Genomic DNA, 16,598 nt, shown 5'->3' with positions numbered 1-16,598 from the left:
GCCGGAGAGACATTGAGCGCGAGGCCGCCGGACGGCCGTCCGCGCCAGCACCCAGACCTTCCACCAGATCAGCGCCCCGGACGGTCGAGACACACCCTCCCCACACCCGACGTGGAGGCCAGAGGCAGCCGGTGGAGTCGACGTGCCCGGGGTACGGCAACCGGCGCGCGGTGCAACGACTGAGGTCAGTCGGGCAGTGGTCCGCCGCGGGCGGCGAGGAGGTCATTGAGCACGTTCAACTCCGCGCTCTGGGAGTTGACGATGCTCACCGCCAGTCCCTTGACCGCCGAGTTCTGGGCGTTGTCGGCGGCGTACTGGGCCATCTCGATCCCACCCTCGTGATGCGCGACCATGAGGTCCAGGTAGAGCCGTTCGGCTTCGGCGCCGGATGCGGCCGCGAGCCGATTGAGCTCCTCCCGGGTGGCCATCCCGGGCATGGGGTCGGACGCGGTGGCGTGGGCCTGGGGATCGGAGTGGTCCTGCATCCAGCCCATGGGGCTTTGGGTCGAGGTCTGCGGCAGGCCCCACAGCTCGAGCCAGGCGTACATCTGTCCGGCTTGCTGCTGCTGGGTGAGGATGATGTCCAGTGCGAGACTGAGCAACTCGGCGTCGTCGGTGCGGTCACGGATGAGTACCGACATCTCCACGGCCTGGGAGTGGTGGACTCCCATGTCGCGGGCAAAGCCAGCATCCACCGAGCCCTCACCGGGCAACTGCGGGGCGGACACGGCAAGGCGGGATCCGGCGATGAGGCCCACCACGGCGGCCAGCGCGATGAGGACGCCCACCGCGCCGGCGATCGCCAGCCGGCGGGGGAAGTCGCCGCTTCGGGAGGCGGACGGAGGGGGGATGTCGGGTGTGTCGGTCATGCCCGCGTGCTCAGGCGGCGGGCGTGCCGGTGCCGCCGTAGCACGCCGCACCGGGTTCGGGGGTCTGCTCGCCCTGGACGTACTGCGTGAGGAAGGCGTCCACGCGGGGGTCGTCGGCCTCGTCTACCGCGAGCTGGGCGCCCCACGCGCTGAGCACGATGGGCGCGGCCAGGTCCTGGTAGGGGCTGACGAGTACGTACCCCTGCCCCTGTGCGGCCCGGTCGGTCAGGACCTGGACCTGCTCGCTGGGGAGGTCAGCGGAGTAGGTGATCCACACGGCGCCGTGCTCGAGGGAGTGGACGGCGTTCTCGTTGACCACCGGCTCGGTGTACACGCCACAGTTCTGCCACACCCCGTTGTGGTCCCCACCCGCCGGCGGGGAGGTCGGGTAGTCCACAGTGCCGGGGACGTGGTTGGCCGAGGCAACCTCAATGAGCTCCACGCCCTCCACCGGTGCGCCGGCTGTGGCCTCGATCGCCGCCTGGCGCCGGGCCTGGCTGATGAGTGGCACCGCGACGGCGGTGACCAGGGCGAGGCAGACCACGGCCACGACCCCGTAAACGAGGAACTTCTGCCGGCGTTCCTGCCGGGCCTGCGCCGCCCGCAGCTCCGCCACCTTGGCGGCACGTTCACGCGCCTGCTGCCTCTTGTCGCCCACCGGGTTCCCCTTCGCTGTCGAGCACACCTTTGTCCTTTGAGGGAGAACACTAAGCGGACAACCTGGGAGGGGGGGGTGTACTTCTCGAGCCGCTCGCTGTGGCGAGACCTGGAAGACGTAGTGAAGAGGTTGACGACGAAGTAGTTGACGAACACCAGGAGCGCGTCGCGCCCGCCTCATGTGCCCACATTGTTCGGCCGGTGTGCGGGTGCTGTGGCCTCGCCGCTCAGGGTGCTGGTGTGGACGTTCCTCAGTCGGCGGGGAAAGTGGGGGCCATGACACTAGTGTGGCAACCTGCCGGCGGAAACCGCCGATGTGACGCAAGCGTGCCGTGCAACGCCTTCAGCTGCCGTCCGTGTCCTCTTCGCTGCGTTGCGCAGCAACTCGGGAGTTCTGCGCCTCTTCAAACTTACGCATGGCGGCGCGTTCGCGTCGGTCCGCCAGGAGGATGGCACGCATGACGATGAAAAAGAGCGTGCCTACGCCGATGGAGGGCAAGAGCGCCACGACGTAGTCCATGGAGCGACATCATAGACGTCATGGCCCATGTGAAGGCTTTGAGGGTCAACGGGATCTCGCGTTGAACGGTGCAGAGGTCGCGGTACATAGCACCGTCCGGCGTGTGATCCACCCAAGCGGTCTAGGGCTGTCGCCTGCGGCGGTAGAGGAGGGCAGCGATCAGGGCGAGGGCAAGGACAGCGACCGGCACCAGGATCACGGCGCCGATGGGCCACCCTGTCACCGGGGAATCGGCATCCGCGGCGCGGTCGGGGCTGGTGGCGGGTGCCGGTGTGGCAGGCTCTGCGCCTGTCTCCGCGGTGGGGGTCTCACTGGTCGATTCGCCGGGTGTGGTGGCCAGCGGGTCGCCGGCTGTCTCACTGGCGTCCACCGTGAAGTTGTACACGTCTTCGGTGCGGTGCCCGTCGGAGGAGACCACCGACCACAGCACCTCATAGGTCCCATTCGCCAAAGAGGGCAGGTCCAGGACCACCGAGTGCCCCTGGACCCTCGGCTCGCCTTCGACGACGATCTCGCCGTTGGCGTCGGTGACGATGATGGCCGCCGGCAGATCAAGGACCTCGGCGCTGTAGGTCAGCACGATCTCCGTTGGTGCAGTGTCCAGCACAGCGTCGTGGGCCGGCTCGGCGTCGATGATGGTGTCGTGCGCGGCCGCGCTCGTGGCCAGGGCTACCATCATGGCGCCAAGAAGAGCAAGGACAAGTGCTGGCAGGAATGCGAGAACGGACAGTCGGGCCAGGGAGCTACGTGAAGCGTGGATCGGGGCGGACATGGCAGCACCATAGGTGCTGTGGCACGTGACCCCGTTATCTGTGACAGGCGCCCCGCGGGCTCCTTGATGCCTGCCTCTCGGGTTGCGCTGATACCGCTGCTGATGGCTGCGGTGGGGGGTTGGCTGACCAACCTTGCCTTCCCTGATCGGGGCTGGTGGCCGTTGGCCTACCTCGGGGTCGCGCTGCTGCTGCTCGCCTTACGTAAGGCGCGAATGGTGCGGGCGGGGGTCACCGGACTGGTGTGGGGTCTGACATTCTTCCTCCCGCACATCTACTGGGCGGTGCACGCCACCGGCTCACTCCTGCCGTGGGTGGCGCTGAGCTTGGCGCAGGCTCTCTACATCGCGGGCTTCGCCGCCGCGTGGACGCTTGCCCGAGAAGCGGTGTGGGTCCGCGACCACCCCCTTGGCAAGATCGCCCTGGCCGCGGTCATCTGGGTGGGGGTCGAGCAGATTCGTGGCTCGTGGCCGTTCGGAGGGTTCCCGTGGGGCATCCTGGCGTTCTCCCAGACCGACGCGCCCCTGCTGCGGCTGGCTCCCTACGGTGGTGAGGTCCTGGTCTCCGCCGTCGTGGTGGCCATCGCCGGGTTGATGGCGCTGGTGTGGGTCTGGGGGCGCCAACGGCGAATCGCGGCCTGCGTGGGCGCCACCGGCGCTGCTGTCGTCCTAGGCCTCGGACCGTGGCTTCTTCCGGTGCACACCGGCGCGGAGGGGGGGACGTTGCGGGTGGGTGCCGTGCAGGGCAATGTGCCCCAGCAGGGTGCCCACTGGTTGGCCCAAGCCCGTCAGATCACCACGAACCACGCCAGCGGCACGCAGCGGCTGGTGGACTCGGTGGGGTCAGCCCAACTGGACCTGGTGCTCTGGCCGGAGAGCGCCGCGGACATCGACCCGCGCACCGACGCGGACCAGGCCGCGCTCGTCGAAGCGGCCGCGCAAACTGCCGGCGCGCCGCTGCTGCTGGGAACCCAACGGTTCCCCACCGGACAGGACATCCGCTACAACGAAATGGTGCTGTGGCAGGCCGGCCAGGGCGCCAGCGCCGCCTATGCCAAGCAGCATCCCGTCCCCTTCGGGGAGTACGTGCCCTACCGGGACTTCTTCCGGCAGATCACCCCACTGGTGGACCGGGTCTCCACCGACATGGCGGCCGGGACCGGGCCGGGGCTCATGACCATCCCCGTCAACCGACTCGAGCGCGAGGTTGATGCCGCCGTGGGTATCTGCTTCGAGGTCGCCTACGCCGACCTGATCCGCCAAGGTGTCCTTGCCGGCGGAGAGCTCATCATCATTCCGACGAACAACGCCTCCTTCGGTTACTCCGCGGAGTCGACCCAGCAACTGGCGATGTCGCGCTTCCGCGCGGTGGAACACGGCCGGGCAACGATCCAGATCTCCACCGTCGGTGTCAGCGGCGTCATCATGCCCGACGGGGCCATGACCCAGCGCAGCGGACTGTTCACCGCCGAGGAACTGACCGCCACGCTCCCGCTGCGCACCACCCTGACGCCAGCCGCCCGACTCGGCGCCGCCCCCGAGGTGATCGCCTGGGTGCTGGCTGCTGCTGGGGTGGCGGCCGGCCTGCTGAGCCGCCGCACCCGGTGCACCGGACGGGTCCCCCGCCTTCGAACACCGGAGTACCTAGCCACCGGCCGCAAACAGCCCGTGCCGTAACCCCCATCAGGCGCTGGCCTCTCCGGTATTTCCTCCAGTGCGCACCGCTCCATGACGGTCGCGGCACCGCTCATCCATGAACACGTGGCCGCGCCAAATCAGCACGGTTCAGCCATGGCGTAGGGCTGAGAGCACTAGACCGACTGGGATACTCACTGCGAGCACGACGATGAGTCCCCGGTAGATCATCAGCGGCCACCGGCGCGTGTGCCTGCGAGGTGCTGCGGTGAGGAACAGCACGAGGGCAACGAACAGCATCACCCCGCCTGCCACAACCACCGCCACCGCACCGGTCAGGGTGCCCGTGAGCACTGCGACGTTGGCCGTGTTGTAGCACAACAGTTGCCAGCCGCGGCGCCGGCAGGAGGGGACAGTATCGGCGAGCATGGCCTGTCCCCCACCCAACGCGACCTGCGCGGCACCGACGACCAACACCAGGTAGGCCGCCGCCCAGGACCCGCTGGCGAAGCCGAGCGGGCCGGTAACAGCGGCGACGAGTCCACCACCGATGATCGCAATCGCCCCGATAAGGACGAAGGGCCGCATGGTCAGCCATTGCGAGGTGGTGATGACACTGGACACTGGTCCACCGTCGATCTGCTGGCTGGTCGGTTCTGACCTTCCTGGCATCGGGGCACCTCCAAGATGGGACGTAAGCACCAGCCGCCTGACCTCCTGGCGGTGCCGATCCGGGCCACTGTGACCATGGCACGTCAGGACCGTGAAGGGGACGCAACTACGTCCGGCCAAGCCCACCGATACTGCCAGAAACTTGCCCGTCCCGACTCAGCGCCAGCAGCGTCACGAAAGTGCGCTGATGTCCACTGCGCCCAGCTCTTGCAGCCACGCCAGCGGGTCGGTGGTGGTCAACTCGTCATCGGTGTGGATCTCGAAATGCAGATGCGGCCCGGTAGACCTGCCATTGGACCCCACACCGGCGATGACCTCACCAGCAGCCACGCCCTGGCCTTCTTGCACGTAGAGGTCATCGGCGTACATGTGGTTGTACCAGCTATAGACCCGCTGGCCCTCGATCTCGTGGGCGACGACGATGATCATGCTGGACCGTCCGTCCTTGCCCGGACCCACATAGTCCACCACCCCGTCGGCGACGGCGTAGATCGGGGTGTCCATCGGCGCGGCCAGATCCACCCCCTCGTGGAAGGCCGCTGCCCCGTTGAACGGGTCGGCCCGTCCTCCGTAGGACGACGACAACCGGAAGGCGTCCTGAGCCAGCGGCAGCACAAACGTCGGCGCCGGTTCGGCCGGTTCGACCGGCTCGATAGGGCCTTCCTCCGCGAGCAGTTCGAGTTCTGGCATCGCCTTCATCTGGGGGTCTTCGGCGGGTTCACGCTCAGCGGAGCGCGATGCCTGGTCCTTACTGCGCGAGGGGTCCGGAGCAGCGGACGGCACATCATCGGGAGTCTCGATGGGCCTAGCCCGGGTGGCGGCTTGTTCCGTGGTGCCGGTGGCGTCCGGAGTGGTGGCTGGTGCCAGCTGCCGCGTCTCGCCGGGGTGGGCGTGGGCGGGGTCAATGCAGAACGTTCCCAGAAGGGGGATGACGATCGTTGAGGCCGCCAGGGCCGTCACGATCGCGGACCGCGTCGCGGCGCGCCGCAGGCCACCGCGGGAGGTGGAGCGTCGCCGTGAGCGCGACGCCTTCCCGGTGGTGCGCAGCTCGCGGCGGGAGACCGGGCGGTTGGCACTCATCTCCGGGGCGGGCTCACGCTCGCCGAGGATCTGCGACCAACTCGCCTCACGGGAGGAGCCTGTACCCCGGCGGGTGGGCGAGGCCGGGGCAGGACCCGAAGCCGCCGGTCCCCCGACGGCGCGCCTACGCACCGGACCGGTGGGACGGTGGCGGGAGCCCTTGCTGCGGCTCTCGCGCAGCTGGCGTCGCGTCACCGACGGCGGTGACGATGCCCCGGACCTCTCGGGCATCAAGCAGTCTCCAAGCAGCAAGTCACACGATCTCTTTCACAGTCCCGATCAACAACGCCGACGAGAAGTGTAACGGAGAGGTCACGGCGTTGGCTGAGGCGTGGGACACAGTGAGCGGGGTGGCAGCAGTTGACGTCGGTGATGTGCCTCAGCACCGATCCGGCCAGTGCGCGATGGGCGGGCCAGGCCCACCACCGGCTTACGTGCCGCTAGAGCGGTCGTGCCGCGGACACAGCCGCCCCCGGGGGGAAGTAGCCTTGATCCGATGAGTCTGCCCCAGCTCGAGGCACTGCCCGAGTCCTGCGGCCATGAGGCTCGTCACCATCCTCCTGGCGGTGGTGATGGTCGTGCTGGGTGCATTGGCCGCGCATCACGCTCAGACCGTTCAGGGCGAGACTAGCCAGCCGGTTGTCTTGGAAGTTGACGCAGCCGCTCAGCCGCTCGCCGGCAGCGGCGGAGCGCCGGATAGTCCCGGTGGTCACCCTGCGGCAGGGCTAGTCACGGGCTGTATTGTGCTGATCGCGTGCCTGGCACTGGTGCCCGCTCGTGCGGGGCGGGGAGACCTGCTCAAGCGGCTTAGCTGGGTCACGGACACCCTTCGCGCGGTCATCGGCGTGACTCCGACCGGGCCGACCTTTGCCGCCCGCCCCGACCTCATCGCCCTCTCCATTAGTCGCACATAGACACGCGCCGGCACTGAAGCTTAGGGCGCGCCGCAGTGCACCCCCTTCTCCGTGCCAGCCGTACTGCGTGCGCTCCGAGCACTTCCGGGCGCGCTCCTGATGTGTCCGATGAGCCGTGGAGAGAGTCCGGAAATGAACAGTAGAACCAAAGTCGCCATCGCAGTGCTCGGCGTGATCGTCCTGACCGTGAGCGTGGTCATCATCGCCGCGATCACACAGGACCCGCAGACCAGCCCTGAAGCGGAGGGTGCCCCCGGAACTGGGGTGGCCTCCGCTATCCGGGAGGACAGCCACCGTCTGGATGACGCGGGCGACGGTGCCGTGACCGTGGTGGAGTTCCTCGACTTCGAATGCGAAGCATGCGGTGCCTTCTACCCGGTCGTGGAGGATCTGCGGGAGGAGTTCGCCGGCCAGGTGACGTTCGCCATCCGCTACTTCCCGCTGCCCGGGCACTTCAACTCCCAGAACGCCGCACTCGCCGTGGAGGCGGCAGCGCAGCAGGGGCAACTGGAGGCGATGTACGAGCGGATGTTCCAGACACAGGCGCAGTGGGGTGAGGCACAGGAGTCCCACGCGCCGCTGTTCCGTCAGTTCGCCGAGGAGCTTGGTCTCGACCTGGCCCGGTACGACGCCGCCGTGGCCGACCCTGCCACGGCCCAACGCGTGCAGTCGGACTTCGATGATGGCGTCACGCTCGGCGTCAGTTCCACCCCGAGCTTCTTCGTCAACGACCAGCTGGTGCAGCTCACCGCCTACGACGATCTTCGCGAAGCGATCCAAGCAGAGCTCGACCGTTGACCACGCCGTTGGAAGACCTCCAGTCACAACGGGTGATCGTGGTTGGTGCCGGCCAAGCTGGCCTAGCCATGGGCCACGCGTTAATCCGCACGGGGCTCAGGCCCCAGGTCGACTTCACGATCCTTGATGCCGACGTGATGGGCGAGCGGGCGTGGGATCGGCGATGGCACTCGCTTCGCCTGTTCACCCCCGCCAAGCACGCCTCCCTTCCGGGTATGCCCTTCCCCGGCTCAGGGGCTCGGTATCCGAGAACCGATGAAGTGGCCGACTACCTGGAGGATTACGCCAACCAGTTGGGTCTGGCGCCGAGGTGGGGCACCCGCGTGCATGGTCTTCGGCTCGACCCGCACCGTCATGAACTGACGCTGGTCACGAACATCGGCGAGATCGCCACCCGCAACGTGGTGGCCGCGACAGGGCCATTCACCGAGCCGCGGTTTCCCGAGTTCGCCAGCCGGGTTCGCGTGTCCGGGCAGAACCTGCACAGCGACAGCTACACACATCCCAAGCAGCTGCCCGACGGATCGGTGCTGATCATCGGGGCTGGCAACACCGGTCGCCAGTTGGCCCGCGAGCTCGCCGGCTCCCACGAGGTGACACTCGCCGTCGGCGTTCCTCAACGCGAGCTGCCGCAGCGATTCCTCGGCGTCGATATCTTCTCCTGGATGACCGCGACCGGGATCCTGCGAGTCCCGGCCCGATCCCCCGTCGGTTTACGTCTGTCCCACCGCGAGGTGGTGATCGGCCAGAGCCTTCACGAGCTACGCGCCCTGGGGGTGCGGATAGTGCCGCGACTCCTCGACGCGGCGGGCTCAACCTTCCATTCTCAGGACGGCACCAGCCTCACCGCCCAGTCCGTGCTGTGGGCGACCGGCTACCGGCCGGGGTTCGGCTGGCTTCCCGGCCAGGTCCGGGACTCAAACGGTGTCGTTGTGCAGACTCGAGGCACGACGTGCGTCCCGGGCCTGTATGTCTTGGGCTTGCCCTGGATGCACACCCGCAGTTCCGCGCTGCTCACTGGCGTGGGCCGCGATGCGGCACGAATCGCCCGGACGATCGGTCGGCAACCGTGACCCCCGCCGGCTTGAATAGGGCTCCGGGAAGCGGTGGGCACGTCCAAGACCGCGCCCGGCGGTGGCCAACCCGCCGCCGATCATTCACCGGGCAGGTCCCGCCACCGGGAACGACCGGCCGATGAGGCCGATCAGAGGGAGAACCCCGCGGCGGCAAGTGCGCCGGTTAACCACGGACTCACCACCGTGATGGTCGGCACCGCCAGGACCGCCACTGCGCCGCTGTAGGCCGCAGTGCTCAAGAGCCGGGCAGAGACCTGCGCTGTCGATGTCGAGGACGACTGCAGTCGCTGGCTACGCGCCGTCACCCCCTCGGTGCCGGCGGTGTGCGACAACTTCTCCAGCGCCTGGTGCAACCGAGCCGGGCCGACTCGTCGAGCGGCTTCATCATCGGCCAGCATCTCCAACAGCTGATTCACCGCATCCAGTGCGGCTTTGCTTCGCACAAACCGGGGAAAGGCCACGTGTAGGGCGGTGAACGCCTCCAGCACCAGGTCATGGCGCGCCCGCAGGTGGGCACGCTCATGGGCGACAACCGCAGCGGTTTCGTCCGGTGAGAGCAGGTTCAGTGTGGCGGCGCTGACCACAACCTTCGGCTGACGGCCAGGCACGCAGTAGGCCAGCGGCACGTCCCCGGACAGCACGTGCAGGTGTAGATCGGCCGGGCTGGCCGTCTGGAGCAGGTCGAGCATGTCGCGCTGGCGCTGACGACGGCGCCTGGTCCCCAGCCCGAGCCTGATAACCACGACGCCGAGCCGCAACACGATGGTGGCGGCAAGCACCACAGCGATTCCCGCCGCGACCACGACGCCGGCCCCCAGGCCGATCTCGCCGTGCCCGCTCAAGTGCCGTAGCAGCCCTTCGGGGGTGGCCAGCACACTGCCGATGGCGGCCAGGACGGCCGCCAGAGCGACCGCTTGCCACAGCACCAGCGCAGCGCGCGGAACCCGCCTGGGCCACCGGCTGCGCGACAGTGCGCTGGGCAGCGGCCCGGACAGGACGATCGCCAGCAGGGCGAGCAGCAACCCGGCCACGGCGTGCTGGTTAAGAGTGGGGGTCGGCCGTGGAGCTCGACAGTGCGGCGCGAATGGCCTCGGCCTCCCGAGGGCTCACCTGCCCCACGAAATGCTGCAGCGCTGCCTCCCGATTGCCCAGGTCACTGCCCGTGCGCAACGCGTCCAACATCAGTTCGGCAGTCATCTCCTCACGGTTGCGCACCGGTGAGTACCGGTAGGCGCGCCCGTGGCGTTCCTGGTGAACCACGCCCTTCTTGGCCAGCCGCCCGAGCACCGTCATCACAGTCGTGTACGCCAGCGACCGCTCTGCGCTGAGGCTGTCATGGACTTCACGCACAGTGCGCGGCCCATCGGCAACCCACAGGTCGGCCATCACGGCCTTCTCCAGCTCACCCATCGCCATGTGAGCAGCGTAACCCAGCTCTACGACGACCGAAGTACTACAGCATGTAGTGTCTACTACGTCGTGTAGGACCTTGGTCTCTGGTGGTGGAGGAACGCGGTGGATATCGAGACGGTGGACATCGCGCGGCTGCAGTTCGCAGTGGTGACCATCTACCACTACTTATTCGTGCCGCTCTCGATCGCGCTGGCGGCCACGACGGCCGGGCTGCAGACCGCCTGGTTGCGTACCGGGCGGCAGGCCTACCGCGATATGACGATGCTGGTCGGCAAGTTGCTGATGGCCACCTTCGTCGTCGGCGTGGTGACCGGACTGGTCCAGGAGTTCCAGTTCGGCTTGTCCTGGAGCGCTTTTGCGCGGTTCTACGGCGACGTGTTCGGTCCGACGCTGGCCATTGAGGGGATGCTCGCGTTCTTCTTGGAGGCGACCTTCCTTGGGTTGTGGTTCTTCGGGTGGGACCGCCTGCCGGCGAAGGTGCACCTGGCCACCATCTGGATCGTCGCGGTGGGCACTGCGATCTCCGCGTTCGTGATCTTGGCGGCCAACTCCTTCATGCAGAACCCGGTGGCCTACACGGTCAATCCCGAAACCGGGCGCGCCGAGCTGGACAGCTTCATCGATCTGCTGCTCAACGAGGTGAATCTGGCGGCGTTTCCCCACACGATGGCTGGGGCGGCGATGGTCGGTGGGGCGTTGCTGCTGGCTATCGGAGCCCGGCGGGCCTGGGGTCAGCGCGCGGACAGGTCGCACCGCGATCACGCCTCGTGGCGGGTGCTGGCCCGGTTGGGGGCGTGGATCACCTTGGTGGGCGGGGCCGCGGTGGCGGTGAGCGGTGACGTGCTGGGCAAGGTCATCACCAAGGTGCAGCCGATGAAGATGGCGGCCGCCGAGGCGTTGTACACCACTCAGAGCGGTGCACCGTTCTCGATATTCGCCATCGGTGCTCCGGGTTCACCCGAGCCGTTTTTCTCCATCGACATCCCCTACCTGCTGTCCATCCTGGCGGTCGGTGACCCCAACGCACCGGTGCAGGGCCTGGCCGAGCTGCAAAGTCAGTACGCCGAGCTGTACGGGCCCGGGGACTACATGCCGTGGATACCGGTGGCCTACTGGAGCTTCCGCCTGATGATCGGCTTGGGGGTACTGGCTGCGGGGATCGCCCTACTGGTCCTGCTCAAGACCCGGCGCCAACGCGACCTCGACTCCTCCTCGCTCCTGGGGCGCTGGACTCTACGTTCGCTGCCGCTGGTGCCACTGATGCCGATGGCTGCGAACACCTTCGGCTGGATCTTCACCGAGACCGCCCGTCAGCCCTGGTTGGTCTTTGGCCTGTTCCGCACCCAGGACGGCGTCTCCCCGGGCCTGACCCCCATCGAAGCGGTCCTGTCCCTGATCGGCTTCGCCGCGGTGTACGCCGTGCTCGCTGTGGTGTGGCTGCGTCTGGTGGGTCATCTCGCGCGGTTGGACCTGTCCGCGCCACCTGATCAGCCCGGCGAGAGCGACTCACAGCCAGATCCAGCGAGGACTTCAGAAACGGCGGAGCGAGACCGCAGCCCCGCACCGACCGCACCCAGCTACTGACCGCCCCGGAGAGGACGACGATGGATCTGCCCACCCTGTGGTTCGCGCTGATCGTGCTGTGCTGGGTGCTGTTCTTCGTGCTGGAGGGATTCGACTTCGGCGTCGGGATACTCACCCCGGTCGTGGGCCGAGACTCCCATCAACGCGGTGCTGCCCTGACCACGATCGGGCCGGTCTGGGACGGCAACGAGGTGTGGCTGGTCGCTGCCATCGGTGCCACCTTTGCCGCCTTCCCCGACTGGTACGCGGCGTTGTTGTCGGGCCTGTACCTGCCGATGGTGATCATCCTGCTGGCCCTGGCCGGACGCGGGGTCGCCCTGGAGTTCCGGGGAAAGAAGGATGACCCCATCTGGCGGCGCCGGTGCGAGAGGGTGCTGGCTGCTTGCTCACTACTGTGTGCGGCCGCCTTCGGGGGCCTGCTCGGCGTGCTGCCCGGCGGACTGGCAATCGGAGCCGATGGCGAGGTCGCGGCCGGCGCGGGAGGCGCACTAGCACGCACCTTGGCGGTGGTGGCCCAGCCTGGGGCACTGGTGGGAGCTGGGGCCGGGGTACTGACTGCCTGCCTGCTGGGCGGAACCTACCTGGCGCTACGCACCACCGGGCCCGTTCGTGAGCGGGCCCGAATGATCGTGCCGCCATTGGCAGCGGCGCTTGTCGCGCTAGTGGCCCTCGGGGCAGTGACCGGCGTGGTCCGCTGGCTGCCGGCCACGGTGGTGATCGCGTTACTTCTGCTGGCCGTCCTCGCCGCCCGCTACCGCCGTGAGGGCTGGGCCTTTGGCATCTGCAGTCTCCTGGTCGTGGCCGTGGTGGTGGCCGTCTTCACCATCTCATTGCCGGTGCTCCTGCCCAGCACGCTGGACCCTGCATGGTCGCTGACCCTGCAGGGGGCCGCGGCCAGCGACACGGCGCTGGGCACTATCACTGCCGCAGGGGTGGTCATCCTGCCCGGGGTGCTGGCCTATCAAGCCTTTGCCTATTGGGTCTTCCGGCGCCGGGTGAGCAGCGAGCGGGTGGTGACATGAGTCGGGGCCCGGTCGATGCGAGGTTGTTTCGGCTCTCTCGGCCCGCCGTCGGCCCGATCGGTGTGCTGACGGCGCTCTCCTTGCTGTCCGCGGCGCTGCCCGTTGCCACCGCGCTGGCCGGAGCCCACCTCGTGGTCCAGGTGCTCACCGCAAGCGCCGGGGCGATGGGCCCTGCTCTCGTGCTGCTGGGTGCCTGCCTGGCCTTGCGGGCGCTGATCGACTGGCTGCAACCACTGGTGGCTCACGCCGCTTCCTGGCGGGTGATCGCACACGTGCGGCGCCACGCCCTGGACCGGGTTGAACAGCGCGGTCCAGCCTGGCTGGCCAGCGTCGGCGCCGGGCCCAACCCAATTGATGTGGGCACGCTCGTGTCGACCGGGCTGGATCCGTTGCGGCCCTGGTTCTCCGGGTACCTGCCCTCGGTGGTGGTGGCCGCGGTGCTTCCTGTCGGGGTGTTGACCACGATGACCCTCATCGACGTCCCCTCGGCGCTCGTCGTGCTGCTCACCTTGCCCCTGGTGCCGATCTTCGCCGCGCTGCTCGGGTGGGCCACCCAGCGGCAGGCTCAGCGCCAGTACGAGGCGGGCGGGCGGCTGGCCGGCTACTTCTTGGACGTGGTCCGGGGCCTGCCCACCCTGCGACTGGTCAACCGGGCCGAGCGACAGACCGGCGCCGTACGCGAGGTCTCCGAGCAGTATCGGGGCGCCACCATGAAGGTCCTCACGGTCGCCTTCTTGTCCTCCACAGCGCTGGACCTGGTCGCCAGCCTCTCCGTGGGCCTGGTCGCCGTGGAGGCTGGCGTGCGTCTGGCCCAGGGGGAGATGGGCCTCTGGCCGGCCCTGGCGGTCATCCTGCTCACCCCCGAGGCCTACCGGCCGCTGCGCGAGGCGGGAGCACAGTTCCACGACAGCGCCCAAGCCAGCGCAGTTGCTGACCAGCTCGAGCAACTAGATGCTGAGGGCCAATCGGCTGAGGTTCCACACTCGCGATCCGTGGTCGCTCACCCCGCTGGCCGCCACCCCTCGACCCCGGCCCCGCGGGGCCGGGGTCCGACAGTGCCTCCGATCCCGGTGCTGCTGCGCGCCCAGGGCCTGCGGGTCCACTACCCGGGCCGGCGGGCAAGGGCCCTGGACCTGCCCGAGCTGGACCTGCGCCGTGGTGAGCTGCTCGCGGTGACCGGGCCCTCCGGTGCCGGCAAGTCCACCTTGCTGCGGATCCTGGCCCGAACCCAGGACACCCACAGCGGGCAGGTCCACGTGGTGACCAGCACCGGGCAGGAACCGGCCGTGGAGTACGTCCCGCAACGCCCCACCCTGCCCCAGGCGCGCACCGTGGCTGAGGCACTGCTGCAAGAGCCGGACGAGGTCGTCGACGATGAAGACCTCATCGAGGCATTGGGCGTTGTCGGCCTCCGGGCCGAGGAGCTGTCCCAGGGGCTGAACACACCGTTGGGAGACGATGGTCAGGGCCTGTCGGCCGGCCAGCATCAGCGCATCGCTTTGGCCCGTGCCCTGCGGGTGGCCAAGAAGCACCTGGCCCACCAGCGCGACATCATCCTTCTGCTGGATGAGCCCACCGCCCATCTGGACCCGGTGACCGAACGCAACATCGTCCACGAGCTCGCGCAACTTGCCCATCGCGGTGGCACGATCCTGGCCGCAGCCCACCGACCCGCGCTGATCGGTGCGGCCTCGCGGGTCATCGACCTGCAGCGCCCCTCTGCCATCGTTGAGGAGCCCCCCGCTCGTCACGGCCATACAGCCGACGCGCCCGTCGAGCACCAGGCCACCGGTCCGTCGCCGATGACCAGAGGCATCCGCGGCTGGTGGTCTCGCCGCTCAGTCCAGGTCCGGTACGTCATCTCAGCAGCACTGGGGGCCGGCTCCCTGCTGGCCGGGGTGGCTCTGACCGCGGCCGCCAGCTGGATGATCATCCGGGCAGCCGACCAACCACCGATCCTGACCCTGTCGCTGGCCGCCGTGGCGGTACGGGCCTGCGCGATCGCCCGACCACTGCTGCGCTACCTGGAACGGCTCACCGCGCACGACACCGGCCTGAGCCACCTGGCACAGTGGCGCTCGGGGGTCGTGGCAGATCTGATTCCCCGCGTGCCAGGAACCTTGACACCCCGGCGCGGGTCACTGCTGAGCCGGGTGGTCGATGACGTCGACGTGCGGCTATCGGGGCTGATCCGAGGCCACCTACCGGTGGCCTCGGCAACCCTCGCCCTCCTGGTCATCACCCTGGCGACGTACTGGCTGCTGCCGCAGGCGGTGCTGCCGCTGGCCGGTGGCCTACTGATCAGTGCCGTGCTCGCGCCACTGGTCGCGGCCTGGACGGCCCACCGCAGCGAGACCCCCCGCGTCCAGGCCCGCTCCAACCTCCTAGAGGCCGTAGTCGAAACCCTGGAAGGCGCTGAGGAACTCCACGGACACCGTGGATCACACCTCCGTGCTGCCGTGGCCACCCGCGCTGCACAGCTGGACGCGGCCGAACAGCGCGCGGCCCATGCCCAGGGCCTATCAGCCGGCCTCGCCCAAGTCGGGCTCGGGGCCACCATCCTCGCCACGGCAGCGGTGGCCGCCATCGCCTGGCGAGACGGACAGATCAGCGCCGAGGTCGTGGGCGTACTCATCCTGGCAGCACTCGCCCTGGGTGAGGCGACGTTGGCAATCGCACCGGCCGTCCGGGCCATCGTCCTGGGCCGGTGGGCCCGCGACCGGCTCACCGCCCTGCGCGCGGTCCCACCAGCCGCCACGGACCCCACCCACCCCAGGACACTGGCCACCACCGCTCCCCTGGCAGTCGACCTCGAGGCGGTGCGCGCCGGCTGGGACCCGGCAAAACCCGCACTACGCGATCTGGACCTGCACCTGGAGCCGGGCCAAGCGGTGCTCATCCACGGCAAGTCCGGGGCAGGCAAGTCGACCCTGGCCGCCCTCCTGCTCGGGCTGCTGGACCCGGCCGCGGGCACCGTCACACTCGGCGGCCTGCCCACGACACAGCTCGCTGGCCAGACCGTGCGTGAACGGGTAGCCCTGGCCGGACAGTACGACCACATCTTCGCCACCACCCTTCGAGAAAACCTTCGCCTGGCACAACCGCACGCCACCGACAACGCGCTGATGCACGTGCTCCACCAGGCCCAGCTGCGCAACTGGTTCATCTCCCTGGAACACGGCTTGGACACCTGGCTGGACTCCGGCGGCCGAGTGATGTCCGGCGGCGAACGAAAACGCCTCACCCTCGCCCGGACGCTGCTGCGCGACCCCGATGTCCTCGTGCTTGACGAACCCACCGAAGGCCTGGACCAGGACACCGCCGAGGCGCTGATGCACACACTGCTCGCCGACGCCGCCGCCCGGCAACGAACCATCATCGTGCTGACCCACCTACAGGCGGGCATGGAGATGATCGACGACCGCCAGCAGCTATCCGACGGCCAGCTCGGCCGATCGAGTAGGCACCGGTCCCCGTTGCCGACCGCAACGACCTCCATCCCGTAGAGCGAGGTTCTCCCGGGCACACCTGCTTCGCTCAAGGCCCGGGTCCTCGCAACGGTCCGGTACTGCGTCCTGTGCTGTGAGCC

Annotated in this window: 15 protein-coding genes; 7 read left to right on the top strand and 8 right to left on the bottom strand. The window is 68.6% G+C overall.

Going from position 1 to position 16,598, the window contains the following annotated elements; translation table 11 throughout:
- Positions 1–185: 185 nt before the first annotated feature.
- The 4 genes from VR894_RS17885 to VR894_RS17870 form a co-directional block, all read right to left on the bottom strand.
- A complete protein-coding gene (locus VR894_RS17885) occupies positions 186–869 on the bottom strand; it encodes a DUF305 domain-containing protein (RefSeq protein WP_324653735.1) in 684 nt (227 codons plus the stop codon).
- Between the two features lie 10 nt (positions 870–879).
- Positions 880–1,527: a DUF3105 domain-containing protein gene (locus VR894_RS17880; protein WP_324653734.1), complete on the bottom strand. Its 648-nt coding sequence runs from the start codon at positions 1,525–1,527 to the stop codon at positions 880–882.
- Between the two features lie 342 nt (positions 1,528–1,869).
- A complete protein-coding gene (locus tag VR894_RS17875; protein WP_324653733.1) occupies positions 1,870–2,046 on the bottom strand; it encodes a hypothetical protein in 177 nt (58 codons plus the stop codon).
- A 121-nt stretch (positions 2,047–2,167) separates the two neighbouring features.
- Positions 2,168–2,818, bottom strand: coding sequence for a copper resistance CopC family protein (locus VR894_RS17870; RefSeq protein WP_324653732.1), 651 nt, complete (start codon positions 2,816–2,818; stop codon positions 2,168–2,170).
- A 102-nt stretch (positions 2,819–2,920) separates the two neighbouring features.
- Between VR894_RS17870 and lnt the strand changes: the two genes are divergently transcribed.
- Positions 2,921–4,492 carry an apolipoprotein N-acyltransferase gene (gene lnt / locus VR894_RS17865; RefSeq protein WP_324653731.1) on the top strand — a complete coding sequence of 524 codons (1,572 nt, stop codon included), beginning with the start codon at positions 2,921–2,923 and terminating at the stop codon, positions 4,490–4,492.
- Positions 4,493–4,600: 108 nt separating this feature from the next.
- On the opposite strand, the gene VR894_RS17860 is transcribed toward lnt, so the two are convergent.
- On the bottom strand, positions 4,601–5,074 hold the full coding sequence (locus VR894_RS17860; RefSeq protein WP_324653730.1) for a hypothetical protein: 474 nt from the start codon (positions 5,072–5,074) through the stop codon (positions 4,601–4,603).
- A 219-nt stretch (positions 5,075–5,293) separates the two neighbouring features.
- A complete protein-coding gene (locus VR894_RS17855; protein WP_324653728.1) occupies positions 5,294–6,202 on the bottom strand; it encodes a M23 family metallopeptidase in 909 nt (302 codons plus the stop codon).
- A gap of 539 nt (positions 6,203–6,741) precedes the next feature.
- Between VR894_RS17855 and VR894_RS17850 the strand changes: the two genes are divergently transcribed.
- From VR894_RS17850 to VR894_RS17840, 3 genes are all read left to right on the top strand, one after another.
- Positions 6,742–7,116 carry a hypothetical protein gene (locus VR894_RS17850; RefSeq protein WP_324653725.1) on the top strand — a complete coding sequence of 125 codons (375 nt, stop codon included), beginning with the start codon at positions 6,742–6,744 and terminating at the stop codon, positions 7,114–7,116.
- Positions 7,117–7,248: 132 nt separating this feature from the next.
- Complete coding sequence (locus tag VR894_RS17845) at positions 7,249–7,914, top strand: DsbA family protein (RefSeq protein ID WP_324653721.1); 666 nt, start codon at positions 7,249–7,251, stop codon at positions 7,912–7,914.
- Positions 7,911–8,987, top strand: coding sequence for an NAD(P)/FAD-dependent oxidoreductase (locus VR894_RS17840; RefSeq protein WP_324653719.1), 1,077 nt, complete (start codon positions 7,911–7,913; stop codon positions 8,985–8,987). Before VR894_RS17845 ends, VR894_RS17840 begins: the two co-directional genes overlap by 4 nt.
- 131 nt (positions 8,988–9,118) lie before the next feature.
- Here the strand turns inward: VR894_RS17840 and VR894_RS17835 are convergent, their stop codons facing one another.
- Positions 9,119–10,021 (bottom strand): M56 family metallopeptidase, encoded by a 903-nt coding sequence (locus tag VR894_RS17835; protein WP_324653718.1) that lies wholly within the window; start codon positions 10,019–10,021, stop codon positions 9,119–9,121.
- 10 nt (positions 10,022–10,031) lie between these two features.
- Positions 10,032–10,406 (bottom strand): BlaI/MecI/CopY family transcriptional regulator, encoded by a 375-nt coding sequence (locus VR894_RS17830; RefSeq protein WP_324653717.1) that lies wholly within the window; start codon positions 10,404–10,406, stop codon positions 10,032–10,034.
- A gap of 99 nt (positions 10,407–10,505) precedes the next feature.
- Between VR894_RS17830 and VR894_RS17825 the strand changes: the two genes are divergently transcribed.
- The 3 genes from VR894_RS17825 to cydD are packed head-to-tail and all read left to right on the top strand — an operon-like array spanning position 10,506 to position 16,515.
- Entirely contained in the window at positions 10,506–11,987 is a 1,482-nt protein-coding gene (locus VR894_RS17825; protein WP_324653716.1) for a cytochrome ubiquinol oxidase subunit I, read from the top strand.
- A 20-nt stretch (positions 11,988–12,007) separates the two neighbouring features.
- Entirely contained in the window at positions 12,008–13,009 is a 1,002-nt protein-coding gene (gene cydB, locus VR894_RS17820) for a cytochrome d ubiquinol oxidase subunit II (protein ID WP_324653714.1), read from the top strand.
- Positions 13,006–16,515, top strand: a complete 3,510-nt coding sequence (gene cydD / locus VR894_RS17815; RefSeq protein WP_324653712.1) for a thiol reductant ABC exporter subunit CydD — start codon at positions 13,006–13,008, stop codon at positions 16,513–16,515. The genes cydB and cydD overlap by 4 nt, the downstream gene beginning before the upstream one ends.
- The last annotated feature ends 83 nt before the right edge of the window (positions 16,516–16,598 follow it).

Origin of the sequence: Georgenia sp. H159, assembly GCF_035607575.1 — a bacterium.
GTDB lineage: Bacteria > Actinomycetota > Actinomycetes > Actinomycetales > Actinomycetaceae > Oceanitalea.
This window is presented reverse-complemented; position numbering and strand designations above follow the sequence as displayed.

What these genes read in the sequence shown, in the direction of transcription:
- VR894_RS17885 (WP_324653735.1), bottom strand. Translation starts at nt 869, where the DNA reads ATGACCGACACACCCGACATCCCCCCTCCGTCCGCCTCCCGAAGCGGC.
- VR894_RS17875 (WP_324653733.1), bottom strand. Translation starts at nt 2,046, where the DNA reads ATGGACTACGTCGTGGCGCTCTTGCCCTCCATCGGCGTAGGCACGCTC.
- VR894_RS17870 (WP_324653732.1), bottom strand. Translation starts at nt 2,818, where the DNA reads ATGTCCGCCCCGATCCACGCTTCACGTAGCTCCCTGGCCCGACTGTCC.
- lnt (WP_324653731.1), top strand. Translation starts at nt 2,921, where the DNA reads ATGGCTGCGGTGGGGGGTTGGCTGACCAACCTTGCCTTCCCTGATCGG.
- VR894_RS17855 (WP_324653728.1), bottom strand. Translation starts at nt 6,202, where the DNA reads ATGAGTGCCAACCGCCCGGTCTCCCGCCGCGAGCTGCGCACCACCGGG.
- VR894_RS17850 (WP_324653725.1), top strand. Translation starts at nt 6,742, where the DNA reads ATGAGGCTCGTCACCATCCTCCTGGCGGTGGTGATGGTCGTGCTGGGT.
- VR894_RS17845 (WP_324653721.1), top strand. Translation starts at nt 7,249, where the DNA reads ATGAACAGTAGAACCAAAGTCGCCATCGCAGTGCTCGGCGTGATCGTC.
- VR894_RS17830 (WP_324653717.1), bottom strand. Translation starts at nt 10,406, where the DNA reads ATGGCGATGGGTGAGCTGGAGAAGGCCGTGATGGCCGACCTGTGGGTT.
- cydB (WP_324653714.1), top strand. Translation starts at nt 12,008, where the DNA reads ATGGATCTGCCCACCCTGTGGTTCGCGCTGATCGTGCTGTGCTGGGTG.
- cydD (WP_324653712.1), top strand. Translation starts at nt 13,006, where the DNA reads ATGAGTCGGGGCCCGGTCGATGCGAGGTTGTTTCGGCTCTCTCGGCCC.